22 protein-coding genes are annotated in these 26,203 nt (G+C 63.9%); 12 read left to right on the forward strand and 10 right to left on the reverse strand.

The window, feature by feature from the left end; translation table 11 throughout:
• Positions 1-70: 70 nt before the first annotated feature.
• From BoBH3_RS03490 to BoBH3_RS03500, 3 genes are all read right to left on the reverse strand, one after another.
• Entirely contained in the window at positions 71-3,826 is a 3,756-nt protein-coding gene (locus tag BoBH3_RS03490) for a hypothetical protein (RefSeq protein ID WP_262329353.1), read from the reverse strand.
• A gap of 228 nt (positions 3,827-4,054) precedes the next feature.
• Positions 4,055-5,299, reverse strand: a complete 1,245-nt coding sequence (gene arsJ, locus BoBH3_RS03495; RefSeq protein WP_262329354.1) for an organoarsenical effux MFS transporter ArsJ — start codon at positions 5,297-5,299, stop codon at positions 4,055-4,057.
• A 4-nt stretch (positions 5,300-5,303) separates the two neighbouring features.
• Complete coding sequence (locus tag BoBH3_RS03500; protein ID WP_262329355.1) at positions 5,304-6,347, reverse strand: ArsJ-associated glyceraldehyde-3-phosphate dehydrogenase; 1,044 nt, start codon at positions 6,345-6,347, stop codon at positions 5,304-5,306.
• Positions 6,348-6,481: 134 nt separating this feature from the next.
• Between BoBH3_RS03500 and BoBH3_RS03505 the strand changes: the two genes are divergently transcribed.
• The 6 genes from BoBH3_RS03505 to BoBH3_RS03530 all read left to right on the forward strand — a co-directional run bounded on the left by BoBH3_RS03505 (position 6,482) and on the right by BoBH3_RS03530 (position 11,040).
• Positions 6,482-7,015 (forward strand): arsenate reductase ArsC, encoded by a 534-nt coding sequence (locus BoBH3_RS03505; protein ID WP_262329356.1) that lies wholly within the window; start codon positions 6,482-6,484, stop codon positions 7,013-7,015.
• On the forward strand, positions 7,012-7,908 hold the full coding sequence (locus BoBH3_RS03510) for a metalloregulator ArsR/SmtB family transcription factor (RefSeq protein WP_262329357.1): 897 nt from the start codon (positions 7,012-7,014) through the stop codon (positions 7,906-7,908). Before BoBH3_RS03505 ends, BoBH3_RS03510 begins: the two co-directional genes overlap by 4 nt.
• A gap of 112 nt (positions 7,909-8,020) precedes the next feature.
• The gene (locus tag BoBH3_RS03515; RefSeq protein WP_262329358.1) at positions 8,021-8,368 is read left to right on the forward strand and encodes an ArsR/SmtB family transcription factor; all 348 of its coding nucleotides are present in this window, start codon (positions 8,021-8,023) and stop codon (positions 8,366-8,368) included.
• 150 nt (positions 8,369-8,518) lie between these two features.
• A complete protein-coding gene (gene arsC / locus BoBH3_RS03520; RefSeq protein WP_262329359.1) occupies positions 8,519-8,932 on the forward strand; it encodes an arsenate reductase (glutaredoxin) in 414 nt (137 codons plus the stop codon).
• Positions 8,929-9,660 carry an arsenical resistance protein ArsH gene (gene arsH / locus BoBH3_RS03525; protein ID WP_262329360.1) on the forward strand — a complete coding sequence of 244 codons (732 nt, stop codon included), beginning with the start codon at positions 8,929-8,931 and terminating at the stop codon, positions 9,658-9,660. The genes arsC and arsH overlap by 4 nt, the downstream gene beginning before the upstream one ends.
• 75 nt (positions 9,661-9,735) lie before the next feature.
• On the forward strand, positions 9,736-11,040 hold the full coding sequence (locus BoBH3_RS03530; RefSeq protein ID WP_262329361.1) for an arsenic transporter: 1,305 nt from the start codon (positions 9,736-9,738) through the stop codon (positions 11,038-11,040).
• Positions 11,041-11,071: 31 nt separating this feature from the next.
• Here BoBH3_RS03530 and BoBH3_RS03535 read toward each other — a convergent pair whose 3' ends face one another.
• From BoBH3_RS03535 to BoBH3_RS03565, 7 genes are all read right to left on the reverse strand, one after another.
• Positions 11,072-12,256, reverse strand: coding sequence for an MFS transporter (locus tag BoBH3_RS03535; protein ID WP_262329362.1), 1,185 nt, complete (start codon positions 12,254-12,256; stop codon positions 11,072-11,074).
• Complete coding sequence (locus BoBH3_RS03540; protein WP_262329363.1) at positions 12,253-13,653, reverse strand: NAD(P)/FAD-dependent oxidoreductase; 1,401 nt, start codon at positions 13,651-13,653, stop codon at positions 12,253-12,255. The genes BoBH3_RS03535 and BoBH3_RS03540 overlap by 4 nt, the downstream gene beginning before the upstream one ends.
• Before the next feature lie 44 nt (positions 13,654-13,697).
• Positions 13,698-14,015 carry an ArsR/SmtB family transcription factor gene (locus tag BoBH3_RS03545; RefSeq protein WP_262329364.1) on the reverse strand — a complete coding sequence of 106 codons (318 nt, stop codon included), beginning with the start codon at positions 14,013-14,015 and terminating at the stop codon, positions 13,698-13,700.
• Positions 14,016-14,156: 141 nt separating this feature from the next.
• Positions 14,157-14,369, reverse strand: coding sequence for a hypothetical protein (locus BoBH3_RS03550; RefSeq protein WP_262329365.1), 213 nt, complete (start codon positions 14,367-14,369; stop codon positions 14,157-14,159).
• Positions 14,369-15,016: a hypothetical protein gene (locus tag BoBH3_RS03555; protein WP_262329366.1), complete on the reverse strand. Its 648-nt coding sequence runs from the start codon at positions 15,014-15,016 to the stop codon at positions 14,369-14,371. The genes BoBH3_RS03550 and BoBH3_RS03555 overlap by 1 nt, the downstream gene beginning before the upstream one ends.
• Positions 15,016-15,729, reverse strand: coding sequence for a division plane positioning ATPase MipZ (locus tag BoBH3_RS03560; RefSeq protein ID WP_262329367.1), 714 nt, complete (start codon positions 15,727-15,729; stop codon positions 15,016-15,018). Before BoBH3_RS03560 ends, BoBH3_RS03555 begins: the two co-directional genes overlap by 1 nt.
• 11 nt (positions 15,730-15,740) lie before the next feature.
• On the reverse strand, positions 15,741-16,118 hold the full coding sequence (locus tag BoBH3_RS03565) for a hypothetical protein (protein ID WP_262329368.1): 378 nt from the start codon (positions 16,116-16,118) through the stop codon (positions 15,741-15,743).
• 354 nt (positions 16,119-16,472) lie between these two features.
• Between BoBH3_RS03565 and BoBH3_RS03570 the strand changes: the two genes are divergently transcribed.
• From BoBH3_RS03570 to BoBH3_RS03595, 6 genes are all read left to right on the forward strand, one after another.
• The gene (locus BoBH3_RS03570; RefSeq protein ID WP_262329369.1) at positions 16,473-16,856 is read left to right on the forward strand and encodes a plasmid mobilization relaxosome protein MobC; all 384 of its coding nucleotides are present in this window, start codon (positions 16,473-16,475) and stop codon (positions 16,854-16,856) included.
• Positions 16,853-18,616: a relaxase/mobilization nuclease domain-containing protein gene (locus BoBH3_RS03575; RefSeq protein ID WP_262329370.1), complete on the forward strand. Its 1,764-nt coding sequence runs from the start codon at positions 16,853-16,855 to the stop codon at positions 18,614-18,616. The genes BoBH3_RS03570 and BoBH3_RS03575 overlap by 4 nt, the downstream gene beginning before the upstream one ends.
• Positions 18,617-19,307: 691 nt before the next feature.
• The gene (locus tag BoBH3_RS03580; RefSeq protein ID WP_262329371.1) at positions 19,308-21,119 is read left to right on the forward strand and encodes an ATP-dependent nuclease; all 1,812 of its coding nucleotides are present in this window, start codon (positions 19,308-19,310) and stop codon (positions 21,117-21,119) included.
• On the forward strand, positions 21,116-22,600 hold the full coding sequence (locus tag BoBH3_RS03585) for an ATP-binding domain-containing protein (protein ID WP_262329372.1): 1,485 nt from the start codon (positions 21,116-21,118) through the stop codon (positions 22,598-22,600). Before BoBH3_RS03580 ends, BoBH3_RS03585 begins: the two co-directional genes overlap by 4 nt.
• A gap of 226 nt (positions 22,601-22,826) precedes the next feature.
• Positions 22,827-25,547 carry a hypothetical protein gene (locus tag BoBH3_RS03590; protein ID WP_262329373.1) on the forward strand — a complete coding sequence of 907 codons (2,721 nt, stop codon included), beginning with the start codon at positions 22,827-22,829 and terminating at the stop codon, positions 25,545-25,547.
• A gap of 217 nt (positions 25,548-25,764) precedes the next feature.
• Complete coding sequence (locus tag BoBH3_RS03595; RefSeq protein WP_262329374.1) at positions 25,765-26,202, forward strand: hypothetical protein; 438 nt, start codon at positions 25,765-25,767, stop codon at positions 26,200-26,202.
• Position 26,203: the final 1 nt, after the last annotated feature.

The raw sequence follows: 26,203 nt of genomic DNA on the forward strand, positions 1-26,203 counted from the left end.
CCTTCCTTCAATCGCATTCTGCCGTTCGCAACGGCGTATCCAGCAACGATCGAACCTGCGCCGTCCAAGCTCAGGCAGAGAAGGCAGAGCCGAGATTGCGATAGTCAACTACTCGATCCACTAGGTGCGTCATTCTCGCGGTAAATTGCATCGGCACTAGAGAGTCCGTAACGAGCGCCGAATGGATCTTCATCGTGTGCACAGGCATGCCTGTGACCCGGCTGAGACCAGCGGGGGCGGCGCGCACGTAGTCTATGCGGTCCAGGTGCTTCTGGATCGGAGTGCGCTTGCCACCACGTTCGCCGCGGCTTGTATAGTCCGCCAGCCGCTCGCCAATCTCAGCCACCGTCCGATCAAGCTGGAGGCGCTTACACTCGACAAGCCAAACCTCTCCCGTTTCGCGCCGCCAGGCCAGCACATCAACGTCCCCAAGTTCCTTGCCGCCGCCCAGCTCGCTTAGTTGAACGTCGGGCCGTGTCTCGAAGCCGTTGTCGCGAAGTGCCGCGGCCACGTCATGATTGAACGCATGTCCGCGTTCGTCGACGACGGTACCAATCCACTTATGCATCGCGCGGCTGTCGAACATTTCCGATGGAAGCCGACCGTCTCCCGCATCGAAGATGCGGCGCACACCTCGCGCCAGCAGGCCGGGCGTCACGAGGACCGCCGGATTGGCCGCGTTGTCGAGCTGAAGCAGCGGTCGCCGGATCAGCGAGAGCTTGCGGTCCATGCGCCAGGGCTGCCAGTCACGCGCCCGGGCGCCTTCGGGCCGTGGCTCATCCCACTTCGCCCGCGGCTTCAAAGTCAAGGCGTCGAACGCCTTCTCGGCGTCGACCGGGCCGTCGCGGTCGCTGCCGGAAAGCCGCTCGAGCACCTCGCTTCGCGACATCCACAACACGGGCGATCCCGCTTCCATCGCCGCCTGCGCCATCTCGAAGCTGAGCCCGACGAGATCCTCGAGGCCCATGCCGTACTCTGCCAGCACGGCCGCGTGAAAGGTTTTAGAAATCAGCGGTTCGGGAGCGTTTTCACCATGGCCCAGGCGCTTAAAGGCGTCACCGTAATTGCCAGCCTCGTCGCGAAACGCGCGCTCCTGATGTGCATTGATGTACGGAAGATGAAGTCCGTGCAGGAAGCCTTGATCGAAGAGAAACGACAGGTTTTGGGTGATCCGCAATGGCGCGGCGGCGAGGCCATAGTGATAGGCGTCACACTGCCCGGCGCAATCCAGCATTACGACGAGATCAGCTAAGAGGGCGTCGAGGTCGGCTGCGGAGCAAGGCAGCCCTCCCTCGACAGGCGACGTGCAGAGGGCCATTTCGGCAACAGCTCGGCTCGCGCTACCGGCGCCCGCCCTCTTGCTCTCGCGCTCGTTGTTGGCGCGGACCACGTCGGCTTGGTCCCCATGTAACGCCAGCAGCGCGGCAGCGGTCTGCCGCCATTCCGCACGTTCCTTGTCGATCGCCTCGTGATTCAGGATCGCGTGCTCCATGACGCTACGCCGGTCAAGCGCCTGCAACCGTGCGCGAACCCGTTCCCATAGCCTCAGAACCGATGTTTGGAGGAGTGCACCTACTTCTCCGTCTGGGATGACGCCGGGCAGGGATCGGCCGACGTCGCCGGCCAGGCCGAGACGCGCCCAAGCGAGGTCCTCTTCGGTCACGAGTCTCGGCGCCGGCAAGCGCAATGTAGCCTGCAGCATCTCCAAGGGGCCCGTCGCCGGTATTGCGTGGACGAAGCGCGCTGCGTCGGAGCCGGTGATCTCTTCGGCGAGCGCATCCGCCCACGCCTGGTCCTTGGGAGTTCCATCCCGTTGAGCGGCCCCGAGCGCCATCGCCGCGATAAGGTAGCGTTCCGCGACGTTGGTCGCATCGCTGTAGGCGCGCATAGCCGCGGCGTCGGTGCGGATGACAATAACGTCGTCGTTCAGATGGACCGAGGGGCGTCCCTGGGGAGTGTCCGCCAATGCCTGCTGGTCGTTCCAGTTGGCTATGTCGGGAAACTCCAAGCGGATTGACATCGGCCCATCGGAAAGGCTCGGCAAGACGCGTTCGAGGCGCGGCGCGAGCCGGAGCAGCCAGCCCAGCGCCGCGTCCCATATCCGAAAGATAAAGGAATGCGCCCTGCCGACGCCACGCGGCCCGCCAACCTCTATCCACCACGGGCGCGCCTCGGTTTCAGTGCAACCCAGCAGGACACCATTCACGATGTCCAGATGCGATACATAAAGCGGTGCGGCCCGTAGTTCTTCGAAGAAGACGTCAGTCGCGCGGCGCTGGACCTCGACCCAGCGGGTGCGATCGGGACTCTGGACAAGATGTTCGTCGAGGGCGCGGCGGACGCGAGTGCGCAACGGCGCTACGTAGTCGGTAGCGAGAGCGACCATGCCAGGCCGGCCCATCTCGGCCGGAACAAGGTTGAAGTCGGTCTGCTCAAGGTAGCCGTAGAGGTTGAGAAAACCATTGAAGTTGGCTAGCTGGTAGTCTCGCTCATTCAGTCGATCCTCCTGATCAAGGATCTTCCAGATGCGCAAGGCCGTGAAATCGTGATCCCGCGAGAGCCGCAGCATGTCGCCGATTGGCATGTGCGCGCGCCGCCAGCCAGACGGCGGCTCTCCAAAGTCGGCGACGAAGCCGCGGCCCAACCCGCCGTGCCCCAGGACGGTCAGTCCTCTCCGGAAATCTTTGCGTGCGGCGAGGTCGCGCTCAAGTGCGTCGACAGGCCCCTGCAGTCGCTCGGTCAAGGTGGCGATGCTTTGAAGTCCGTCACTGAGCACTGAGGACATGTCATCGGCCATAAAGAGGCCGATGACATATGCGCCGTCATCGAAGACACCCACGACCGCAGTAACGCCTGGAGCGAGCGGGCGCGGCTCCTTTTCGAGATCCACGCCGGAATTGCGCAACGCCAGCATAAAATCCTGAAGCTGAACGGCCTCCAGAGCCTTTCCGAGTTCAGCCAGATCTCCCGCCGCCTCGGCGGCTTCTAAGATGTGCCGACGCGCGGCGGCGCTAATTGCTGTAGGCAGCGCCACGATGAGCCGGTGGCCTTGGCGCACGAGCGGGCGACGCTCGAGGGCAGTGTGACCGAGTGTCTCCTCGATCAGCCCCTCTGCGATTTCGGGCTGGAACTCAAAGGGGCGCAGGTCACGTGCTATGAGCCTCTGCGTGAGGAGTTCCGATATTGTGAACTCCACAGCGGCTCGCCCGGCCTCAACCGTCCGGCCAGCGACCGCGACGGGGCGATGAGGTAGAACCTCGCCCGTGGCGTACCGCTCCACCCGGGCCTTCTCGGCGACTGCTTCCGACAACCCTTGCAGCGCGATGACCTCTTCGAGTGTTCGCTCTACCCAATCGCGTTCGCGCAACCGCAGCAGGGCGGCAACGGCGTCGGTGAGGTAGTGGGCCGAATCCTGCCAAGCACCTTCGAAGACGCGGATGTTCCCGCGGAAGGAGGGGGCATGGGTGAGGAAGACGTCCTCGACCGGGTCCTCATTTTGGCCGATCGCGTCCTTCGCGAGGATCTCATTCAGCCATTCTCGTACCTGAGCAAGTGAGGGTTTTTGGCGACCATGGGAATGGATCGCGGCCAAGTGGATCAGGGCCTCGATACGGAGCGTAGCTGAATGGTTCTCGGGGCGAGTAAGGAGGCCGGAAGCGATCTCCAGCACGCCAATGAAGTCGAATTTCTGAAGCCGAGCGCAGAGGCGATTTTGACGCCGGCAGAGCGAACGTAGGTTCATATTCTCGTTGGCTTGGAGCCCCGCCATCAGGGCGCCGAGAGGTCCCATCATCAACCTGGGATCGGAAGGGAAGTCGAACGGCACCGTGGCTTTTCGGATGTGGGTTGCAGATTGACCGTGTGCGACGCCCACGCCCTTGAAAGACCATGGCGCCATAGTCCCCCTTAGGCAACCTGTGCGGGCATGCGAGGCGCGGACTGTCTCCAGGCTTCGGGACGGCTGCTTCCGGAACCGCCATCTGCAAACACGCATTTAAGCCCGAATTGGATCGCCAGCCCCGAGCCGGCAAGAATCAGGTGCGACCCCTCTGCGCTACGTACGAACCGATGTTGCGCTTCGTTGTCCTGGCAGGGCCGTTGTCGCCATGAAGCACGCAATTAGCATCAGACCGGACCCTATAAGGCACCCATGTAACCCAGCCGCCTGATAGAGCAGCCCCGAGAGCAGCGTGCCAGTGAAGCGGCCGAGCGCATTGGCGGCGTAGTAGAAGCCGACGTCCTCGGCCGACTTTTCCGAGCCGGCATAGGCGAGGATCAGGTAGGAGTGGACGGAGGAGTTCACCGCGAAGGCGAACCCGAACAGGCTCAGGCCCGCGACAAGGATGAGGTCGGGCCGCAGACCGGCCCCACTCGCGAGCAGCGCGGCGATGGCAAAGGGGATGAACGCCAGCCCAAGCGACCAGATTCGCGCCGCCGGGACCTCACTTGATAGCCCGTCGTTGCTGCGGCGGATGAAGGCTGGCGCCGCTGCCTGAACCAGCCCATAGCCGATGGTCCAGAGCGCCAGGAACGTGCCGACCATCGTGAAGGTCCAGCCCGAGGCGTAGAGGAAGACGGGGACGCCGACGACGAACCAGACGTCCCGCGCCCCGAACAGGGCGACGCGCGCGATGGCCAGCAGGTTGACAGCGCGGTTCTTGGCGAAGAGTTCGCGGGCGCTCGTGCTGGCCCTGGCCTTGCCCATCATCGCTGGCAGCGCGGTGACGACCCCGAGCAGGACGAGCGCAAGCATCGCGGCCATCCCCCACAATGCACCCCTGAATCCGAGAGCCTCCAGCAGCACCCCGCCGAGGAAGAAGCCGATGCCCTTCATCGCGTTCTTCGAGCCGGTGAACCAGGCGACCCAGCGGAACAGCCGGCCTTCAGCGTCTTCGGCCTTCGCGGCCGCCTCCGCGACCTTGATCGCCGATTTCGAGGCTGTCTTCGTCAGGTCCTTGGCGACGCCGCAGATGCCTTGCGCCATGACGACCCAGGCGACCGAAGCTGCCGCCGTCCAGTCGGGAGACAGGCCCGAGAGCAGGAGGAAGCCGAGGATCTGCGTGGAGAGCCCCACCACCAGCATCCGCGTGATGCCATATCGCGCCGCGAGCCAGCCGCCGATCAGGTTGGCGGCGATGCCGGCAGCCTCGTAGAGCAGGAACAGGAAGGCGAGCGTGAAGGGCGAATAGCCGAGACGGAAGAAGTGCAGCAGCACGAGCATGCGCAACGCGCCGTCGGTCAGGGTGAAGCCCCAATAGGCCGCGGTGACGATGGCGTAGTTGCGCGAGCCTTCGGTCACAGGATCAAATCCCGGCCAGCTCAAGATGGCAGGCGAGGTCGACCATGCGGCAGGCATAGCCCATCTCGTTGTCGTACCAGGCGTAGACCTTCAGCATCGTCCCGTCGGTCACCAGCGTCGATAGACCGTCGACGATCGCGGAACGCGTGTCGCGCTGGTAGTCGATCGAGACCAGCGGCCGGGCCTCGAAGCCCAGAATGCCGGCGAGCGGCCCCTTGGCCGCGACCTCGAACAGCGCGTTGACCTCTGCAGCGGTCGTCGGTCGCTCCAGCTCGAAGACGCAGTCGGTCAGCGAGGCGTTGAGCACCGGCGCGCGCACGGCGTGGCCGTCGAGCTTGCCCTTCAACTCCGGGTAGATCAGCGCGATCGCGGTGGCGCTGCCTGTGGTCGTCGGCTGCAGCGACAGCATCGCCGAACGCGCTCGCCGCAGATCCTTGTGAGGAGCGTCAACGACCACATTGGTGTTGGTCGGATCATGGATCGTGGTGATCTGGCCGTGCCGAATCCGCAGGTTCTCGTGCACGACCTTCACCACCGGGGCCAGGCAGTTGGTCGTGCAGGAGGCGGCAGTCACGATTGGATGCGAGGCCGGGTCGTAAAGGTGCTCGTTGATGCCCACGACCACGTTGAGCACCGACGCGTCCTTCACCGGCGCGGCCACGATGACGCGCTTGGCGCCGCGCTTCAGATGGCCCTCGATCATCGCTGGCGTGAGGAACTTGCCGGTGCATTCCAGGACGATATCGACGCCGAGATCCCCCCATGGAATGTCGCCTGGCGCCGCCTCCGCGGAGAAGCCCATCCGTCGATCGCCGATCCGGATCGCGTCGTCGCCTTCAGGTCCGATATCGGCACGCCAGCGCCCCTGCATGCTGTCGAATTCGAGCAGGTGGGCGGTAGCCGTCGCCCCGCCCTTGATCTCGTTGAGATGCACGACATCGAGCCGGTTGCCGGAGCGCGGATCATCGCCCTGCCGATCGGCCGCGCCGAGCGCCGCCCTCAGCGCCAGGCGGCCGATCCGCCCCATGCCGTTGATTCCGACCCGCATGATCCCTGCTCCGTCCGATGATCCCGAACGCTCCTTCACCCGGATGACGGCAATATGTCAATATGTCGGTTGACTCCGACATATTGCTCATGCAGCAATTATGTCGACATCAACCGACATAACGAGATACGATCATGGAAACGGCTCCCCTCAAGGTGCTCTTCGTCTGCAAGGGCAACCACGCGCGCTCGATCATGGCGGAATCCATCATGCGCCGGCTCGCTGGCGACAAGTTCACGGTCTTCAGTGCCGGCTCGCAGCCACGGCCTGAAATCAGCCCCTTCGTCGTTCGACTGCTTCAGTCGTTGAACCACGACATGACGGGGCTGCAGCCGAAGAGCTGGAACGAATTCGCAGGGCCGGATTCGCCGGAGCTGGACTTCGTTTTCACGCTGTCGGAGACCGCCGCCAACGCGGTGCCGCCAGCCTGGCCCGGCAACCCGATGACGGCGCTATGGACACTACCCGATCCCGCCGCCTTTGAGGGCGAGGACGTCCAGAAGGCGCTCGCCTTCGCGGATGCCTACCGCATGCTGAACAATCGCATCTCGATCTTCTCGAGCTTGCCGTTGGCGACGCTGCAAGGCATGGCCCTACAGCACCGGCTCGACGCGATCGGGAAGGACATGGGGCGCAGTGATCTCGGGCCAAAGGAAGACGCGGCGTGACGCAAAAGCCGGAAGCATCGAAGCTGGAATCCTCCGACGCGGTCGCCTTGCTTGGTGCCCTCGCGCAGCCGACGAGGCTGGAGATCTTTCGACTTCTGATGCGCTATCGGCCCCACGGCCTCGCAGCCGGCGATATCGGCCGGCTGCTTGCCGTCGCGCACAACACGCTGTCATCGCATCTCAGCGCGCTGGAGCAGGTCGGGCTTCTGGCGTCGCGGCGCGAGGGGCGCCACATCATCTTCGCCGCCCAGTCCCCTCGTGCTGACGCCCTGCTGGCCTTCCTGTCCGACGCCTGCTGCACCGAGGGCGTTGCACCCTGCACGAGCGAAACGACCGCGATTCCGGCGCGCCGCGAATACGTCGACAGCGATCGTCCTCTGCGGGTGCTCGTCGTCTGCACCGGCAATTCGGCACGCTCGATCATGGCCGAGGCCGTCCTCAACAAGGAAGGCCTCGGGAGGATCCAAGCCTTCTCGGCTGGGAGCCGCCCGCAGGAGGCGCCGCATCCGCTCGCGCTCGGTCTTCTCGACGATCTCGGCTATGACGTCTCTGGCATGCGCTCGAAGTCGTGGGACGAGTTTCTGGGCCCAGATGCGCCAGAGCTCGATCTCGTCATCACGGTTTGCGACGACGCGGCCGAAGCCTCGTGTCCAGCCTTTCCCGGTGTGCCCATGCGAGTCCACTGGGGGCTTGACGATCCGGCAGGGGCGACTGGACCGGCAGCGGCCAAGCGTGCCGCATTCCTTCAGAGCTACCGCGACCTGACGGCGCGGGTTACTGCCTTCGTCAACCTCCCCTTCGAGCAAATGTCGCTAGCCGAGCTGCAGCCCGTGCTGGCGGCGATCGGCCGAATGGACGGCGCGACGGAGAAGTCGCTCGCTCAGGCAGCCTGACCCTTCCCGAACGCCAGGGCACCCTTCTGCTTGACGACAGTGGCGCTGACGCTTCTCTAAAAAACGCAGCCCAACACTTGCATCCTACAAGGATAGTTGCAATATTGATTTCATGAACGATGAACAGGCTGTCGCCTCCCTCTCCGCTCTTGCGCATGTCGACCGGCTGGCCGCCTTCCGAATGCTGGTGAAAGCAGGGCCTGACGGGATGCCGTCAGGCGAGCTAGCGGAGCGTCTTGAGATCCCGCCGACGCGGATGAGCTTCCACCTGTCGACGCTGGAGCGATCGGGCCTCGTCGCATCGCGGCGTGATGGACGGCGCATCATCTACGCCGCGAGCTACGATGACATGCGGGGGCTCCTTGGTTTCATCACCGAGGACTGCTGCGGCGGCAATGTTGCCATCTGTGGTGACCTCATGACGCTGGCCGACACATCATGCGTTTCGAAGACGTGCTGATGCGCCTCCTGCGCGCGCCCTGACGCCTACGGGACAAATACCGACCGCGGTCTAACCATCTCCGATGTGCCTTGAGCGCGTCCCGATCCATTGGCGTGGGTGCGACCAACCTGTCGCGCGCATCCGCCGTCAACACTGGGAAGGTCCACGATGACCGTCACGATCTACCACAACCCCGCCTGTGGCACGTCACGCAACGCGTTGGCGATGATCCGCCAATCTGGCGAAGAGCCGGTTGTCGTCGAGTATCTCAAGACGCCGCCGAAGCGGGAGACGCTCGTTGACCTCATCGCCGCGATGAAGCTCACACCCCGCGATGTCCTGCGCCAGAAGGGGACGCCCTATGCCGACCTTGGCCTCGACGACACGAACCTCTCGGACGAGGCGCTTCTGGATGCGATGATGGCGCATCCCATCCTGATCAACCGCCCGATTGTCATCACGGACAAGGGCGTCAGGCTATGCCGCCCATCCGAAGCGGTGCTCGATTTGCTCGACCGTCCGGTGGCGAGCTTCACCAAGGAAGACGGCGAGGTCGTGGGCGACCTAGGAGCAAGGTCATGAAGGCGACGGCTACAAGCTTGATCGATCTTCCGAACGTCGCAATCGACCAGTTGGAGGCGATCGACGTACCGGCCCTTGCCGAGGGTGCCGCGCCGCGGCATCCACCGCGCATCCTCGTGCTGTATGGGTCGATCCGGGAGCGATCTTACTCGCGACTCGCGGCGGAGGAGGCTGGTCGCCTGCTGCGCTGGTTCGGCTGCGAGGTGAGGACCTTCGATCCACACGGCCTGCCGCTGCCTGACGGCGCCGAGCCCGATCATCTTAAGGTGAAGGAGTTGCGTGACCTCGCCGACTGGGCCGAGGGCATGGTCTGGGTCAGCCCCGAGCGCCATGGCGCCATGACCGCAATCATGAAGGCGCAGATCGACTGGATACCGCTCAGCCTCGGCGCCAAGCGCCCGACGCAGGGCAAGACGCTGGCACTGATCCAGGTCAGCGGCGGGTCGCAGAGCTTCAACGCGGTGAACCAGATGCGCATCCTCGGCCGCTGGATGCGAATGATCACGATCCCGAACCAATCCTCGGTTCCGAAGGCGTTCCTCGAGTTCGACGAGGCCGGCCGCATGAAGCCTTCGCCCCTATATGACCGCATCGTCGATGTCTGCGAGGAGCTGGTGAAGTTCACCCATCTGACGCGGGGGCGCTCATCCTACCTCACCGACCGCTACTCCGAGCGGGTCGAAAGCGCGGAGGAACTCATGAAGCGGGTCAACCAGAGCGCGATCTGACGCACACGATCGGCACCTGCCCGGTGAACCTCCTCACCGCGTCGGCTTCGCACGCATTTTCAATCGGACATCTTCATGCTCGCTCTCGCCATCTTCATGGCCACGCTCGTCCTCGTCATCTGGCAGCCGAAGGGGCTCGGCATCGGCTGGTCGGCCCTAGGCGGGGCTGCGGTCGCGATGCTCGCCGGCGTCGTTGGCTGGGCCGACCTCGGAACGGTCTGGGGAATCGTGTGGGACGCCACCTTCACGTTCGTCGGCCTGATCATCATCTCGCTCATTCTCGACGAGGCCGGATTCTTCGCGTGGGCGGCGCTACATGTCGCGCGCTGGGGCGGCGGTGACGGGCGCCGGCTCTTCCCGCTCGTCATACTGCTCGGCGCCGTCATCGCAGCCTTCTTCGCCAATGACGGAGCGGCACTGCTGCTGACGCCGATCGTGCTGGCGATCTTGATTCGGCTGAACTTCCCGCCGGCAGGCGCGATGGCCTTCATTGTCGCGTGCGGCTTCGTCGCCGACACGACCTCGCTGCCGCTGGTGATCTCCAACCTCGTCAACATCGTCACGGCGAACTATTTCCAGATCTCGTTCGACCGCTATGCGGCTGTGATGGTGCCGGTCAATCTGGTCTCGCTGGCGGCCACGCTCCTCGTGCTGTGGCTCTACTTCAGTCGAGACGTCCCGGCGTCGTATGCGGTCGGCGATCTGGAAAAGCCCAGCTTCGCGATCAAGGACAAGGCCGTCTTCCGTGCTGCCTTCCCGCTCCTTGGCGTGCTGCTGGTGGCGTATTTCGCGACCGCGCCGCTCGGCATCCCAATCGCCTTCGTGACAGGAGCCGCTGCCCTCGTTCTCATCGCCATCGCTGGCCGCTGGACCGCCGGCGGACAGGGCGCCATCGTCTCGGTGCCGAAGGTCCTGCGTGAGGCTCCGTGGCAGATCGTTCTGTTCTCGATCGGCATGTACCTCGTCGTCTATGGCCTCGGGAACGCAGGCCTGACCGACGTAGCGGCTGGTGTGCTGGTCTGGCTTGCCGACAAGGGGACCTTCGTCGCGACGGTCGGGACCGGGTTCGTCGTCGCCCTTCTGGCTTCAGTGATGAACAACATGCCTGCCACCCTCGTCGGCGCGCTTGCCATCGACAGAGCTGACGTCGCTCCGCTCACTCGAGAACTGATGGTCTACGCCAACGTGATCGGGAACGACCTCGGACCGAAATTTACGCCGATCGGTTCGCTCGCGACGTTGCTCTGGCTGCACGTTCTCGCCGGCAAGGGCCAGACCATAACCTGGGGCCAGTACATGAAGGTCGGGCTCGTCATCACGCCGCCCGTGCTGCTCGTGACGCTCGTCGCGCTCTGGCTCTGGCTGCCAGTGATCTCATAGCGCCCCGGCAGCGTCGCGTCCGCTCAGTGGTTCAGGGACTGGGCTCGGTTCTGCCCGAGTTGACAAGCAGTAGCGCGATCAGGGCCGCGATCCCAAGCCCGCTAGTCAGCCAGATCGCGTTAACCCCGTAACGGTCCAGCGCGAAGCCGAAAATCAACGGAGCGGCCGCTTGAAGTGCCCGTCCCGGGCCACCGATGAGGCCCTGGGTCAGGCCGTAGCCCACCGGTCCGAACAAGGCGAGCGGCAGCGTACCTTTGGCGATGGTCAGCACGCCGTTTCCGGCCCCGTGCAGGAAGGCGAAGGCGTAGGCTCCCGGTGCGCCCAGCCAGAGCAGGACGCCCGCACCGATCGGGTGGGTCAGGGTCGCGAGCCGTGTTGAGACCAACGGGTGGAAACGCCGGAGCAGAGTGAACTCCAGAATGCGGGCGGCGACCTGGGCGGGGCCGATGAGCGCGCCGGCGCCTACCGCGACGGCCGTCGTCGCTCCCGCCGCTTCGAGCAGCCTGGGAAGATGCGCCGCCATCGCCGTGCTGGTGAACCAGGTCACTGCGAAGACGAAGGCGAGAAGCACCATCGTGAGCCGTGCGCGGGAGGGCACGGCTCCGCCTCCATCCGCCTTCGTTGCCGAGGCCGACGGCACGGCCAGGTTCCCCGCCGGCAGCCAGGCGTTGAGGGGCAAGGCCAGAAGGAGATGCAGGCCCGCCCATCCGAAACAGGCGATGCGCCAGCCGTAGCGGGCCTCCATCAAGGCCGAGAGCGGCCAGCCGACGGTGCTGGCGAAGCCGGCGATCAGCGTGATTCCGGTGATCGGGGAGCGCGCCTCCCGTCCATAGATGCAGGCCAAGGTCGCGAAGGCGGCCTCGTAGAGGCCGATGCCCATGCCGAGCCCGACGATGAGCCAACCAAGCCAGATCAGGAGCGGCCCCTGCGCCAAGCCCATGCAGGCCAATCCGGTGGCGAAGATCAGGTTGGAGGCGATCAGGATGCCTCGGCCGCCGTGACGGTCGATCATCATGCCGGCCCAGGGGCCGACAATCGCCGAGACGACCATCGCCGCCGAGAACGCGGCGAAGATCATGACAGGGCTGATGCCGAGGTCGGCCGCCATCGGCGTCGCCAGCACGGCGGGCAGGTAGTAGGTCGAAGCCCAGGACACGGTCTGCGCCGTGCCGAGGGCCATCACGATCGCGGTCGTCGGCCGGCCAGGCAAGCTCATGCGCAGCAGCGCGCCTGTGCAGGTTCCCGTGCTTCGGCTTTGGTGTCGCAGCCGCAGCCCGACGCCCCGGCGTCCTTGGCCTTGGCGTCGTCGGCGCAGCAGGCATCCGTAGCGGCGGGAGCCGGGCCGCCGCAGCAGCTCGATGCCGCCGCCTTCGCACCGCCTGGCGTCGCGCTGCAGACGCCAGTCTCGGGCAGGACAAGCTCGACGCGCCTTGCCGCTTCATGATCTCCGGCGATTTCCGCGACAATTGAGCGAACCTGTTCGTGGCCGGTCGCGAGCAGGAAGGTCGGGGCTCGCCCATAGGACTTCATCCCGGCGATATAGAAGCCGGGCTCGGGATGGGCGAGTTCGGCCGCGCCATGCGGGCGCACGGTGCCGCAGGAATGCTCGTTAGGGTCGATCAGCGGGGCCAGCGCCGGGGTGCATTCGAGTGCCGGATCGAGCTGGATGCGCAGCTCGCGCAGCAGGTCGAGCTCAGGCCGGAAGCCAGTGGCGACGACGAGCTCATCCACCGCGATGGAGCGGCCGTCATCCGCGATGAAGCGCAGGCCTGTCTCGCGCGTCTCGATCCGATCGAGCCTGAACTGGGTCTCGACGGTGATCCGCCCATCTTGGACGAGGCGCGCGATCCTCATCCCAAGTTCGCCCCGCGCCGACAACTGGTCGGCAGCTCCCCCGCCGAACGCCTTGGCGACAGCCGCTCCGCGATACAGCCATGTGATCGTCGTGCTGGGTGCTTCGTCCTGCAGTTCGGTCAGAGCGGTGAGCGTGCCGATCGCGGAGTGCCCGCCACCCAGGACGGCGACGTGGCGGCCGGCATAGCGCATGCGGGCCTGGCCAAGGACATCCGGCATGCCGTAGCTGAGCCACTCGGCCGCTTCCGGCTCGCCGATGGCCGGCAGCCCGCCCGCGCCAGCCGGGTTGGGAGAGAACCAGGTCCCTGAGGTGTCGATGACGGCATCGGTCAAGACCGTCCGGTCACCAGCGCCGTTGCGGTACCGCACCGCAAACGGCGCCTGTTCGCGGCCGGCCGACTTCACCTTGTCGAAGCCCAGGCGCGAAACAGCTACTACACTCGCGTTCAGGTTGAGGGCGTCACGCAGGGGCGTCCGCTCGGAGAGCGGAACGAGATACTGCTCGATGAGGTCGCCGCCTGTCGGATAGGCGTCCGGCGATGGACGATTCCAGCCCGTGGCCATGAGCAGACGCTCTGCCGCAGAATCGATGTTGAAGGCCCAAGGCGAGAACATCGGCACATGCGACCATTGCTTCACGGCATGAGCGACCGTGGGGCCTCGTTCTAGAATGACGGGGATCATTCTCCGTTCGACTGCATGGGCCGCGGCCGCGAGGCCAACAGGGCCGGCTCCAATGATCGCGATCGTCCTTGTCATGCTTCCCTCCCGTAAATCCGGAATTATCGAAATATAGGACAAAATTAGGCCGCATCCGAGGTCTGGGTCTGGCATCCCTCGTCGGCGCAGCACTCGTCGACGAGGAAGCCGACGAGCGCATGCATGACGTCGTAATTCGCCCGGCAGATCAGCGTGCGGCTCTGCCGCTCCTGCGTGACCAAGCCCGCATGGATCAGCGCCTTCAGGTGAAATGAAAGGGTCGAGGCGGCAATCTGGAGGCGCTGCTGGCACTCGCCGACCGAAAGGCCGCCATGCCCGGCCTTGACTAGGGCGCGATAGAGCGAGAGCCGGGTGGAATTGCCCAGAGCCTCGAGTCTGGTGGCGGCATCGTTTGTATCCATGAAATCATATCGGGCCACGTGAGTGCAACTTGCAATCGATATTTCCGGGATTATCGAATTGACTCACTCTCCCCACATACTGCGGCTTTAGTGCGGCGAAGCGTATGCTCAGGCTGTGGTCATCCGGGTCTGCAGGTTGTCTTAGCGCCCCGCCGAGTTCTGGTCGGTTGCGGCTTGGTGTTTGGACAACCAGGTGTCGAAGGTGGGGTCGCCACTAAATACCTTGCGCATCAGGGCCAACGACGCGAGAGCGGCCTTGGTGGGCGAAAGTCCCCTGATCGACATGAGCTGGCTTGCATGGCCAAATAGCATCTCGTCGTAGTCGCGAGCAGATTCATCCAGATCCAGGTCCATTATCGGCCTCCATTATCAAGGTACTGCAGAATCCGGTTGATTTCGCCGGAAGACATTTCCGTTGCCCTCAGAGCGAGGCGGCGGACGTTCGGATCTGGGTTCCGCATCACCCGCCAGAGAACATGGAGATCCCCACGAGGGGCGGTTACGAGCGCGGACAACAGAGCTCTCACATCCTCGTCGCCGCCCTTCCCGACCACGGCCAAGACGGTCGCCTTCGCGTTCGTGGCCGCGGTCTCTGCACGAACAGCGCGGGCGTTTGCCTCTGTGATCGACGAAGCGGCGAGTTCGGCGGCCCGCTTCTCCGCTCTGGCCAGAAAGCTCCGCGAGCGTTCATCATCCAGGGCGTCCGCCTTGGCGATCGCCCTCGTGTCTGCAGCGCGGATGATCGAGCCCACGACGGCAATTCCAACACCGGTCGCTCCAATCGCAGAAAGGATGCTCAGAACGAGAAATCCACGAAGGAGACTGCGCCGCAGATGCGGAACGACAACTTCCTGGGCCGCCACGCTCGTCATCCCGCGGAGGTCGGAAAGCACGGAGCTGAGACGATGGTGCATCCGGTCCACGGCGTCGAAGAGCGGTGCGGCGGGGTCGCCATCTTCGATTTTGGCCTGCTTGCGCTCCCGATCGGTTGGGCGCGCCATCACCAAATCCTAAAGTCCGGAAAGGGCTGATAGAATTCTTCGACCTGGCGAAGAATGTTCGTTCCACCCTGCTTGTCGAACATTCCGCGGGTCAGCATCTCATCAGGACGAAGGTTTAAGTCGTCCATACGGATCAGCGAGTGGCCCAGGAGGGGAAGAAGCGCCTCCTGCGCCCCTTCCTCTAAGAGCTGCTGATAGAGGTCTGTCGCCCTTGCATTTTCAGCGTAGCGCTCGCCACCGAGGTTGAGGACAAGCAGCTTCTTGATGCCTTCCGTGTTGGCATAAATTCGGTTCACAGCGGACACGCCATCCTTCTTTTTGACTGGACAGATAATCCGAATGTCGTTCGCCACGGGACCTCCGCGGTCGGCGAGCCAGTAAAGCAGGCCATCCTCCAGGTTCGCTCCGAAGTCGATGATGGCGTTGCCATCATGACTGAAGACCCGTTCCTCGAGGAACTCCGGGACGATCAGCGGGTCGCGGGATTCGCGATCGACCATGTTTTCAACCGGCATCAGCTGCTTATCGAAGTAGCGTTCCATGCTCTGATTCGCGCGGTCCATGTCGTAGACCTGTACGTCGATTCCGCGAGCGATCGCTGCACTCGCGGTCAACATGGCTAGGGTGGTCTTCCCCCCCCCGCCGCCGCCCATGAAGATGAGCTTTTTGGCTCGACCGTAAGGGGGGACAGGACTCTGATTGCGCTTGGTCATCTCAGCCTCACTTAGCGAACTGTAGAACTGGGCTTGAGGCGGCCCGCCGCAACTCGGACGCGAGATGCTGATCCGGTGCTCGAGTTCCCTGCTACGCCGTGCCTGTGCGCGGCGTCATCGACGTGAGGCTGCGTGTTCTCCGCATTGCGACGGATCGTCCACTTCAAAGTGCCATTCCGCTTGCGATATTGGCTCGCGTAGTTCGAGGCGACCTCCGGTTCGATGCGCAGCCCCGCGCTTTCGAGTTCAGCGAGGATCGACGCCCAGGGCACCTTGCGGTCCAGAGCGAGTTCGATGTCTGGCATGGCCTCGAAGAAGCGCTGCTTGATGGAAGGCGAACTCGCCTTCGCTGGCAGTGCAGCAAGCTTGTCGCGAATGGTGTTGGTCATGGGCTCAATCCTCTCCGCTAAATGAAAGCAAATTTTATCGGTGAGGTCACGATAGTTAAGTCGCCTAAGTCGCCTAACTCGTCGTTATCGTCAAAGTCGTTATATTAGCTGAGTATTGAAGATATATAATCGCAGACTTAATGTGATTTAATCTCATATAGTATATGAATATTCGCGGTTAAGTTCGCAGCTAAACTTAAGTTCATTCCAAAGTTATGAGATATAGCTACAGTATGCCAGTGACGACATGTTTACGGCGCGAGCGCCTGACATGTCTGCTGGCCAAGGGGCGCCGCCCCCGTGGACCCCGCCCGCTAACGCGGGTTGTCCTCGCTACGCAAGGAAGGCCTGTCGATGACAGACCGAGAGAAGCAGAAAAAAGACGTGAGAAGCCGCCCGTTCGTCTTTCGCATCGCGAACGAGGAAGCGGACAAGCTGGTGGCTGTCGCCGCCGCGCTGGGGCTGACCCCCGGCCAGATGGCTCGTGGCATCATTGAGCGCGAAATCGGGCTCGTCGCTCGGATCGCTCGTGTCAAGCGCCGGGTCGCCAATGCCGAGCTGCTGCGCCAAGCGCTGGGCGAAATGGGCCGGATCGGCAACAACATCAACCAGGTTGCCGCACACCTGAACGCCAAAAATCCAGCGCCTTGGCGGCGAGACGAGCTGGAGAGAATGCAACTCGAACTGCAGGCTGCCTTAGCAGAAGTGATGGCCGCCCTCGGACGAGGTCGGCCATGATTGCTCGCTCCCGCTACGTAAAGGACGATCCGGGTCGAGTAGGGCATCTACTCAGCACCTCGAACAACAGGCGCGTCGTCGAGCACCGCGATCTCGATCGTGGCTGCCCCGGTGACCTCGGCCAATTCCTTGCACTCTCCTCGGCGCTTACGGCGGCCCATCCACGGGCGAAGATCACTCTCGCACACTTTAAGATCTCGCCTTCGCTCCTGCTGACCCGGAGGCAGCTTCTGCGCGTCATTGCACGGATCAAGCGGGAAAATGGCATCTCGCGCGGCCATCCAATGAGGCTCATCGAACATGATAAAGGCGACAGACCGCCGCATTTCCATCTGCTCTTCAGCGCGGTCGATCCGGAGACGGGGCGTGTCCTGAGCTCGAAGGACAACTACGCGCGCGACGAACTCGTCAGTCGTCGCCTTGAGATCGACTTCGGCGAAAAAATCATTCCTGGGCCGCGTGTAAAGCGCAACGCCGCGGACCTCAGAGCGCGCGGCCAGATCAGGGAGGCCGCGATCCTCGACCGCTACGATCCTGTTCGAAGAGTGGGAAAGTCCAACGAGGCCGACCGGCAGCAGGCTGCGCGAACAAAGCTCCCTGTCGCGGATTTCCGGCAAAGACTCGTCGCGGCGGTCGAAAAGGGCGTCCGTTCAGAATCGCTTTCTCGCGCCCTTGTCGGTCAAGGCTTCTCCGTCGCGATTGGAAACCGGAACGAGACGCTGATGGCGGTCCACGACGAGACAGGCATGGCTCTGCCGTTCCTCGGGTCGATTGCCATCGCGTCGGACGGACGACTGAAACTTGACCCAGTGGCGATCGACGAACTACGTCGTGATGCGCCTCCCCTCGCCCAGGCCCGCCGCGAAGGCGCCGCCAGGACGCTGAAGCGGGCCAATCGCGATCTCGGCCGCGAGATTGATCGCGGCCGTTTTGAGGCTGCAGTCGACGGAGACATCGACAACGTCTTTTCCCGGATGCAGCGGGTGCAGAAGAAGGCCGACGCCGACAACCAAAGTACCGAAAGGCTTCGATCCCAGGCCGCGCTGCGGCGGGCGACGTTGGCTGCGCGCCGCGAGGCCACCCGCGTGCGGCAGATCAGGATCAACCGCGCCTTTCGGACTGCACGCATCGTGCAGTCCCGCCGAGCGCGCAGAACCGCCTTCGTTTTAGCCGCCGGCGGGATGCTGCTCACCGGGGCAGGGCTATCGATTGCGCTCGGCGTCGGAGTAGTCGCCACGGCGGCCCTGGCGGGCTATGGCGGAGCCCTACGTATCGAGGCGAAGGCACTCATCGCCGCAGGGCGCCTGCCCGTTGCCGTGACCCGTGATCAGGTCCGTCAATCGATCGACGCAGCAACGGTCTTGGGAGCGGGCAAGGCGCTGACGGAAAATCCGCCGTCCGCGCCTCATGATCAGCCCAAGTCCGGGGACTTCGACTTCGCCTCAATCCGAAAATCGCAACGGGTCCTCGCCGCCTTGGCGATGGATGCCCTCTTGGGCAAATCCGTCGCAATTGCGTCGGATGCCCTTGAACGAGCGCTCGGAGCCGACGCCATGACCGGACTGGCTGCACTGGTGAAGGATGGCAGTGCCCGGCAGCGCCGAATCGTTCAGTCGTGGAACGGCAGCCGCTCGTCGGATGCCTTCGCAGCGGAAACGGCTTTGCGTCGCGCCGGCGAGAGAGAGGCAGCCAAGATCATGGCCGGGATCGGCCGCCACCGTGTGGTTGCGGAGCGCAGCCAGTCGACCGGACGGGGATGACCGTCGGATCGGCCTCGCGAGGCCGGGCCATCACTCCCTGAGCCAAGCGATGACCTCGTCGCGATCGTAGCGGGGGCGACATCCCTGCAGCATGATGGCCGGGACCCCGGTTCGGCGGCGGCGCTGGGAACTCAGCGCGGCTTCTGAAATACAGAGGATCTCGGCGAGTTCTTTCGCCTGCATTCTCTGTCGCGGAAATCGACGAAGGGACTCGATTTGATTTTCGATTAAGGACATGGCTATGCGACCGCTTGGAGCGAGGACGCTTCATGGCTTCGTGAAGCTTCGGAGCCCTCAAACGCGGGATTGGCTATGTGCCCCGCGAGTCGCCCGTGCGCATGGCTTGAGACACTTCAGCCGCTACGCCGGAGCCGCCCCGCTACGATCTCGCCAGTCGGCAGCCGAGGTTGCAGGCTGTCACTCTGCAAATCCGCAGCTAATCGCACGGTTCCATGATCGACAAGCTAAGTCGTGGAATTCAAATGTCAATTGGCGCTTCACCACAGTCCTCATTCACAGTACTTAACCTTTCTCGCCAATTGGAGAGCCGATGTTGCTCGTGGTTCCTCGTCTCGATTGCGTCCTGAGATCGCGATGCCGAGTGCGCGTTGAACCGGTCGCGTCAGTGTGAGGCCGACTCTTCCCCTCCGCGCAGCTTCATGCAGTATGGTCGTCAGGCGTAGGGGCTCTCATGAACGACTTGAGCACGCCGCCGCCGGGGGGCGCGGTGATCCATCGGTTGCTGGTGCGCCGGTTCCGAGGGCTTAAGAGCCTTGTGTGGCTCCCGAAGCCCGGCTTGAACGTTATCCTGGGCGCCGGCGACAGCGGCAAGACCACGATCCTCGACGCGATTGCCCTTCTCCTCAATCCGACCAACACAACCCTGTTGTCGGACGCCGATTATTGGGGAGGGCGGGAGCTCTCGTCGGAGTTCCTGATCGGCGCTGTCGTCAGCCTGCCCCCCAACTGCGGCGTAGACAGCCAGCGCGCAATGGTCTGGCCTTGGGCGTGGGATGGGGAAGATGCGCGCGCGCCGAAGGTCAGCGAGGACGGTGCCGACCCGGGGCTTCAAGGCCCGGCCGTCTATAAGATCTGCGTATCGGGCAATGTCGATCTCGACCTGACTTACGAGTTGCGCTGCCCCAACGGCGACATCGAACGATTTTCTCCGAACCTGCGCCGGGAGATCGGACTGGTGCGGCTGAGCGGCGACGACCGTAGCGATCGCGACCTTCGGCTGGTTCAGGGTTCGGCGCTTGATCGGCTACTATCAGATCCTGGGCTGCGGGCGCGGCTCGGGGGCCATTTTTCGGGTGCCGATCTCAGCGAGAGGCTATCCGACGACGGGCGCCAGGCGCTCGACGACCTCGATACGCGATTCAAGGGGCGGGCTCTGCCCAATGATCTCAGCTTGGGGCTCAACGGTGCGCAGGGGCAGTCGATCAGCGCTTTCGTTGGTCTAACGGCAGCGGCAGGAGCAGGGCGGCTTCCCTTATCGAGCTGGGGCGCTGGCACGCGCCGACTAGCCTCCCTAGCCATCGCCCAGGCTTACCGCACCGGTTGCCCGATCACCCTAGTCGACGAGGCCGAGCGCGGTTTGGAGCCCTACCGCCAGCGCAAGCTTGTCGCCGACCTGGCGACGAGCTCCTCGCAGGTTTTCATGACCACCCACAGCGCCGCAGCCCTGTCGGCCGCGGAGGGAGCATCACTCTGGCACTTGGTAGCCGGCCGGATCACGGCCCTCGAGACCCCTAAGGTAACGCGCCACCAACGGGATGATCCTGAGACCTTCCTATCCCGGCTTGCTATCGTCGGTGAAGGCGCCACCGAGGTAGGCTTCCTCAGGGCGATCCTCTCTCGCGAGCTTGCAGTGGACCTGCTCGACCACGGCGTTCGACTATGCGACGGACGCGGCAATAGCTTCGCCTTGGACTTACTAACGGAAATGTCGAGCGCGGGTTTCAATGTCGCCGGTCTGGTCGACGACGAGGGGGAAAAGACCGGCCTCTGGTTGGCCCTTAAGAGCGTTATGGGCGATCGGCTGCTGCAGTGGGTCGGCGGGTGCACGGAGTCGGCGGTAATAGGCGCGCTAAGCGACGACCAGCTGGAGGCTCTCATCACCGATCCCGAAGGTGTCCACACTCAGGCGCGGCTGAACACCTTGATCGAGCGCATCACTCATGAGAACGCCTCGACGGCGTTTGAACGGCGCGACTTTACGACAGTTCGAGAAGCGGCAGGTGATCAACTTCGCAGGCTTGTTATCGAGGCCGCCTCGGCTAGTCCGAAAGACACGTCCGGGGAGAAAGCCAAGACATGGAAGCGACATGGCAAGGTCTGGTTCAAAACACTGGCCGGCGGCGAAGAGCTGGGCCAGAAAGCTCTCCGGCTCGGGGCGATGCCGCGCCTTGAAGCTCGCCTGCGACCGTTGATCAAAGCGATCGAGGCGGCCTGCGGGCCAGCGGCGCCAACCGACCAGGCCCCGTTCGAAGAACGAGCATGACCGATGCTTCTGTCGCCGCCGCTCTGAGGTCGCCCCACCCACTGGTGGTGGTTGAGGCACCCGGCGGTTGTGGCAAGACTTTCCAGGGCGCTGCCTACGCGCGCGAAGTGTGTGCCGCGATCTCGCCCGGACGCCTACTCATCCTGGCCCATACCCACGCTGCTTGCGATGTCTTCACCGAACGGACCGCCGGTTTCGCCGCTCGGGCAGACGTTCGCACAATCGACAGCCTCGCCAACGACATCGCGACTGCGTATCCGCCGCCTGCCGGCGCGGCCAATCTCGACTTCGCCGCCACGGCCCGGCAAGCCGCGCTGGTTCTACGCCAGGCCCCCTTCGTCGCCGCCGCACTGGCCCGCCGATATCCGGTGGTGATCTGTGATGAGCACCAGGACGCCAGTGCAGACCAACACGCCTTGGTGATGGCCCTGCACGATGCTGGATCGAAGCTGCGGATCTTCGGGGATCCCATGCAACTCATCTATGCGTCCGGACAGAACGGGGACCTGGCAAGGGCATTGGAGCGCTGGTCCGGTTTGGTCAACGCCGCCGATCGCGTCGAGGCGCTCGACACACCACACCGCTGGCGCGATGGCCACGAGGCCCTCGGCCAGTGGGTGCTTGCAGCGCGTCAGGACCTTCAAGCTGGGCGGCCTGTGGACCTGACACGGGATCGGCCACCCGCAGTACGGGTCGTTACGGCCGACAACGTCTCCCCGATCAATCTTGGCTTTCAACTAGACGCACCTTCACGCCGGCTCGTCGCCCCGATAATGCGCAGATCCGGGGCGCTTCTCGTGCTTTCGCCACACCGCCGAACCGGTCAAGCGGTGCGCGCAGCATTCGGTCGGACCATTCCGATATGGGAAGGCCATACCCGCTCGGCGCTGGAGGAATTGGTTGCCGCAATCGAGGTCGCCGACGGACCAACCTCGCTTGGCGAGGCGATGATCGGGTTTTGCCAGGCCATTTGCACGGGGTTCAGCGACAGCGCCTTTGCGGACATATTGCGCGCCGAAATCCGCGGCGGTGCCGCCGTCAAGGCTCGTGGCAAGCCGGGCTTGATCCAGGACCTTGCGCGCCAAATTGTCGACCAGCCCGATCATCGGGGCGTGGGCCGGGCCATTTGCGCCCTCGTCACCTTGATCAAGGCCGAGCCCGCTTTCCAGCGTGTGCATATCGACTACCCGCATGAGTTCTGGGAGGCCTCCCGGCTCTCCGAGTACGCGGATCTCGTGGCCGGCCGCGCGCATCTGGCTCTGCGACGTCGTCATATCCGGCGAGGGCCGCCTCCAAGGGCCATCAGCACTGTGCACAAGGCCAAGGGCCTGGAATTCGAGAACGTCCTGATCCTGCCTTGCGATGCCAAGACCTTTCGGGAGAAGGACCGGCGGCTGCTCTATGTCGCTCTGAGCAGGGCCACGCGCGCTCTGACCCTAGTGGTCTCGCACACGTCGCCGAGCCCTTTGATCATGGCCTGACACAATTCAGGATCGGGCGGTGCCCCCTCTTCTGATTCAGCTCTGGGCAATGCGTACCTCGGCTTCAGCTATTCGGTGAAGCAACCCGGCGCGGAGCAACCCACAGAGAGCTAGCTGTTCGAGTGCCGCCGAGCCGGTCCGATGCGCTCCACACAACTTGGCGGCGTGAACCCGGCTTGGATAAGGTGGACCGTACAAATCCACGCGATCGTCACCCCGAGCCTTCATGCACCCCAAAAGACGAGCAGCCATCATCGACACCTTGGCCAAAGGTGTTGAGCACGTTGGCTCAGACTTCGAGCGGTTCTGCGGAATCGTGATGGGCGCCCTCTCCGGCGTGCAAATGACCCATGCGGGGGTGAACTTGCGCGGTTACGCCGTAGCTGGGGTAGTCGACAGCGTGAGCAACGACGGCAAGCAGGCCGTCGAGTATTCGGACCGGACCGGCTATTTCAAGGGGGCTATGACGAAGGCCGAGGCCGACCTGAGGAAAGTTGTCGCCGACCAGCCGTGCGCGACGGAGATCTATCTCGTTACGGGTGATCGCTCGCGTCCCCAGAAGGCCGCCAGCTTCCGGACGCGCGTGCTCGCGTGGCCGGAGATGACCGACAAGGTGTTGCATATTTGGGGCAGCGAGGAGATCGCCACCCAGATCGTCGAGCACTTGTTGCTCGACGATCGCATCATCGGGCGCCTGTCGCCCTACTTGGCGGATCTACAGCGCATCGCCGACGAGGAGGCTGCGACGGCGCTCGTGCCCGCGCTCCCGTCGGACAGGCTACCGCGAACTGATGTCGATGCCGCGATCGCCCGGCGGCTCACGACGGCGACTGTCCTGGTAGTCGCGGGAATGGCTGGTGTGGGAAAATCGCTTGCGGCGGCCGCGTACGCGACCGATCACCGCGACGCCTACGACTTGGTGATCTGGCTCGATGGCGATGAGGTCAAGCGCGTCGAGAGCCTCCGCGCCCTTCCCCTGGTGCGCGCTGGAGAGCCGCGCAACATCGCGGGCCTTCTTGAGACCCGCGCCTGCCTAATGGTCATCGACGACGCCGGGTTGGATTTGTCTACAGAGGCGCTGAGCAAGCTCTGTGGTCCGGGGTCGCACGTCATTTTGACCCGCCGCATGGTGACGCCCGACGCCTATCAGCCGCCTCTTCTCAGCCAGACAGAGGCGAGATCAATCCTGGCTTCGGCCGGTACACCGTGTCCGGACGAAGTCTTTCAGACCATTTGGGCGAGCGTCAACGGTCATCCGCTCTGCCTGAGCCTCCTGAGGTCGGCCGCTGCCCAGCCGAACACGACCTGGGCCGATCTGGCCGAGGACTGTCGGGTGATCGGCAAAGTCCTTGATGACAGAGGCGAGCGTCTGGCCGATCGCCTGCTCGAACGCTTGAAGGGCCAGCTGCAAGCGGAGCTCTCGGTGTTCGCATGGGCAGGGCTGGCCGCTGTCGATAAGGCCTTCCTTACCCATGAGGTCAAGCCGGTCGGCGTCCGTAACCTCCATGCGGCGGGCTTGACGAGCGTCGACCGCGCGGGCCTGGTGCGTCTCCACGATGTCGTATTTGCCGCACTTAAGAGCCTCGAATGGTGCGATGGGGAGCGAAGAGCACATCTCGATAGGGTGCTTGAGGAGTATTTGACGACTGTCGCCGACGAACCCGGCCTCCGCTTGTGGGCTGTCGCCCGCAGCCTCCTTCCTAAGCTAGAAGCCATGGTCGAATTGGGCTCCGACCGGGGCGCATGCGTGTACGCGCTGTTGACGGTCTGGGAGCCCGGCGAAGTCCGCCGCGATTTGGTCGGAGATCCGATGGCCTTGGCCAAGCGTCTCGGCGAAGGGCGGCGTGGTCCCTTGTCGATCATCACCGTCATCGAGGCTGTGGAGCAGCTGTTCCTGCTCGATAAGCACGATGGCGAGGCCGTTGCCAGACAACGGCTGGAAGCGCGAATGCCGGTGTTCCACACCTTGGCTGACCTGCCAGAGCTCAGCGCGCGCGAGCGTGCCCAGATCCAACACCATGAGGGCAAAGCTCTCAATCGGCTGAACCGGCCGACAGAGGCGGCCGAACGGTTCGAGGCAGTCCTTGCCGGTCCCTTTCCAATGGACGCGGCGCGGCTTCAACTCGTCACCATCTATCGATCAAAACCCGAGAAGTCCGACGAGACGATCGCACTGGTCGACACCGTATTCGCACGCTGGGAAGCGGGAGAGGACGTGGCCTATTCCGTCATACTCGGTCTGATCGAGCGCCTGCCGGCTGGTGAGGGACGCTGGCGAAATGACGTCATCGCCCGCCACGCCGATGCGATCAAGAAGACGATTGTCGAGGCATCTAACGTCGGCGTGGGACATGGGCCGCGTGCCTTCGCCCCGCTGGGCCGCTTCATATCCACAGAGATGCCCGTGCTCTTCGAGGAGATCTTCCGGCACATTCCTACACCGGTCCTCCACAGTGTCGGCGCAGACGGCGATCGGTTCGCATGGGCAGAGATCTATGCCGAGGCCGCGAGGGTTCCGGGTCTCGATGCAAAGCGCCTTCGGGCTACGGCCTTGGACTTCTATGAGGCCATCGCCAAGCCGGCGGGCTTCCACATCCAACGTAAGGCTGAGTTGCTGATCGACATGGGTTTGGCGAGTGCGGGCGAGGTCCTGCTTGGCCCCCTCATCGTAAAGGGACCGTCGGAGTGGGTCGATCGGCTGCTCGCCCGATCGCGTCTCGCCCAAGGCGATGCTGCCGGTGCCCTCGACAGGATCGACAGCGCTATTGATCGCCTTAAGGCAAAGCACTTCCACAGCGAGTTCTTGGAATTGCGCCACGACATTCGTGCGGCACTCGGCGATCCCGCTGCGGGCGACGATCTTTTGATGGCGTTTTCCATGAGCCAGAAAGCGGCCGAGACAAAGAGGCTAGCGGAGCGGCTGCGCGAGGCTGGGGTGGAAGTCTGAGCAATCGCGGACTGAAGGAAGGGGAAAAGGCAGAGTAGAGCCGAATGGTGTCGGGCGGATGCCGATGACCGGCACGGGAACTTGTAATTGGACATCCGTGGAGACAGCGGCGAGCCAGAGGCAGGTCTTGGCACTCGAGACGGAACCTACATAGGGTTACCCCCGAGAAGAGATCCCTGGAGCGGGCCCTCGGGCTCCAGCTCCTTGGTACAAAAAAATGACGAATGAGACTTCTTCCGGCGAGCCCGAACAGACTCTCGGCGACGGCGAGCTTCGCTTCTATGCTCGCTCTTACATGGCCCAGAAGACGGCTGACGAGAATTTCCTCAGGTGGGAGAGCTGCCACACTGCCGCGATCCTGCTCGATCGCGAGCCGGATCGCCCCTATCCCGACTACGGCCTCAACGGCCGGCAGCTGGCCGAGGGCGCGCGCATCGCCGCCCGCCGGATGGCGCTGTTGCTGGCGGAGGCGCCGACTGGACTGCGCGAGGTCCTCGCGCGAAAGATTCACACCTTCGAGGCGATGGCGCCGCTTCAGGATGAAGGCACCCGTTCCAACGCGATCTTCATGATCGAGGGCGCGATGAAGAGAGACGCCGAGCAACTCGGCATCGTGCTGCTGCCGCTGTCGAATCGCCCCGGCAGGGCCCAGTGAG

The organism is Allobosea sp. BH3 (assembly GCF_025499465.1).
Classification (GTDB): Bacteria; Pseudomonadota; Alphaproteobacteria; order Rhizobiales; family Beijerinckiaceae; genus Allobosea.

What these genes read in the sequence shown, in the direction of transcription:
- BoBH3_RS03500 (WP_262329355.1), bottom strand. Translation starts at nt 6,347, where the DNA reads ATGCGGGTCGGAATCAACGGCATGGGGCGGATCGGCCGCCTGGCGCTG.
- BoBH3_RS03505 (WP_262329356.1), top strand. Translation starts at nt 6,482, where the DNA reads ATGGAAACGGCTCCCCTCAAGGTGCTCTTCGTCTGCAAGGGCAACCAC.
- BoBH3_RS03515 (WP_262329358.1), top strand. Translation starts at nt 8,021, where the DNA reads ATGAACGATGAACAGGCTGTCGCCTCCCTCTCCGCTCTTGCGCATGTC.
- arsC (WP_262329359.1), top strand. Translation starts at nt 8,519, where the DNA reads ATGACCGTCACGATCTACCACAACCCCGCCTGTGGCACGTCACGCAAC.
- arsH (WP_262329360.1), top strand. Translation starts at nt 8,929, where the DNA reads ATGAAGGCGACGGCTACAAGCTTGATCGATCTTCCGAACGTCGCAATC.
- BoBH3_RS03530 (WP_262329361.1), top strand. Translation starts at nt 9,736, where the DNA reads ATGCTCGCTCTCGCCATCTTCATGGCCACGCTCGTCCTCGTCATCTGG.
- BoBH3_RS03535 (WP_262329362.1), bottom strand. Translation starts at nt 12,256, where the DNA reads ATGAGCTTGCCTGGCCGGCCGACGACCGCGATCGTGATGGCCCTCGGC.
- BoBH3_RS03540 (WP_262329363.1), bottom strand. Translation starts at nt 13,653, where the DNA reads ATGACAAGGACGATCGCGATCATTGGAGCCGGCCCTGTTGGCCTCGCG.
- BoBH3_RS03545 (WP_262329364.1), bottom strand. Translation starts at nt 14,015, where the DNA reads ATGGATACAAACGATGCCGCCACCAGACTCGAGGCTCTGGGCAATTCC.
- BoBH3_RS03550 (WP_262329365.1), bottom strand. Translation starts at nt 14,369, where the DNA reads ATGGACCTGGATCTGGATGAATCTGCTCGCGACTACGACGAGATGCTA.
- BoBH3_RS03555 (WP_262329366.1), bottom strand. Translation starts at nt 15,016, where the DNA reads ATGGCGCGCCCAACCGATCGGGAGCGCAAGCAGGCCAAAATCGAAGAT.
- BoBH3_RS03560 (WP_262329367.1), bottom strand. Translation starts at nt 15,729, where the DNA reads ATGACCAAGCGCAATCAGAGTCCTGTCCCCCCTTACGGTCGAGCCAAA.
- BoBH3_RS03565 (WP_262329368.1), bottom strand. Translation starts at nt 16,118, where the DNA reads ATGACCAACACCATTCGCGACAAGCTTGCTGCACTGCCAGCGAAGGCG.
- BoBH3_RS03570 (WP_262329369.1), top strand. Translation starts at nt 16,473, where the DNA reads ATGACAGACCGAGAGAAGCAGAAAAAAGACGTGAGAAGCCGCCCGTTC.
- BoBH3_RS03575 (WP_262329370.1), top strand. Translation starts at nt 16,853, where the DNA reads ATGATTGCTCGCTCCCGCTACGTAAAGGACGATCCGGGTCGAGTAGGG.
- BoBH3_RS03580 (WP_262329371.1), top strand. Translation starts at nt 19,308, where the DNA reads ATGAACGACTTGAGCACGCCGCCGCCGGGGGGCGCGGTGATCCATCGG.
- BoBH3_RS03585 (WP_262329372.1), top strand. Translation starts at nt 21,116, where the DNA reads ATGACCGATGCTTCTGTCGCCGCCGCTCTGAGGTCGCCCCACCCACTG.
- BoBH3_RS03590 (WP_262329373.1), top strand. Translation starts at nt 22,827, where the DNA reads ATGCACCCCAAAAGACGAGCAGCCATCATCGACACCTTGGCCAAAGGT.
- BoBH3_RS03595 (WP_262329374.1), top strand. Translation starts at nt 25,765, where the DNA reads ATGACGAATGAGACTTCTTCCGGCGAGCCCGAACAGACTCTCGGCGAC.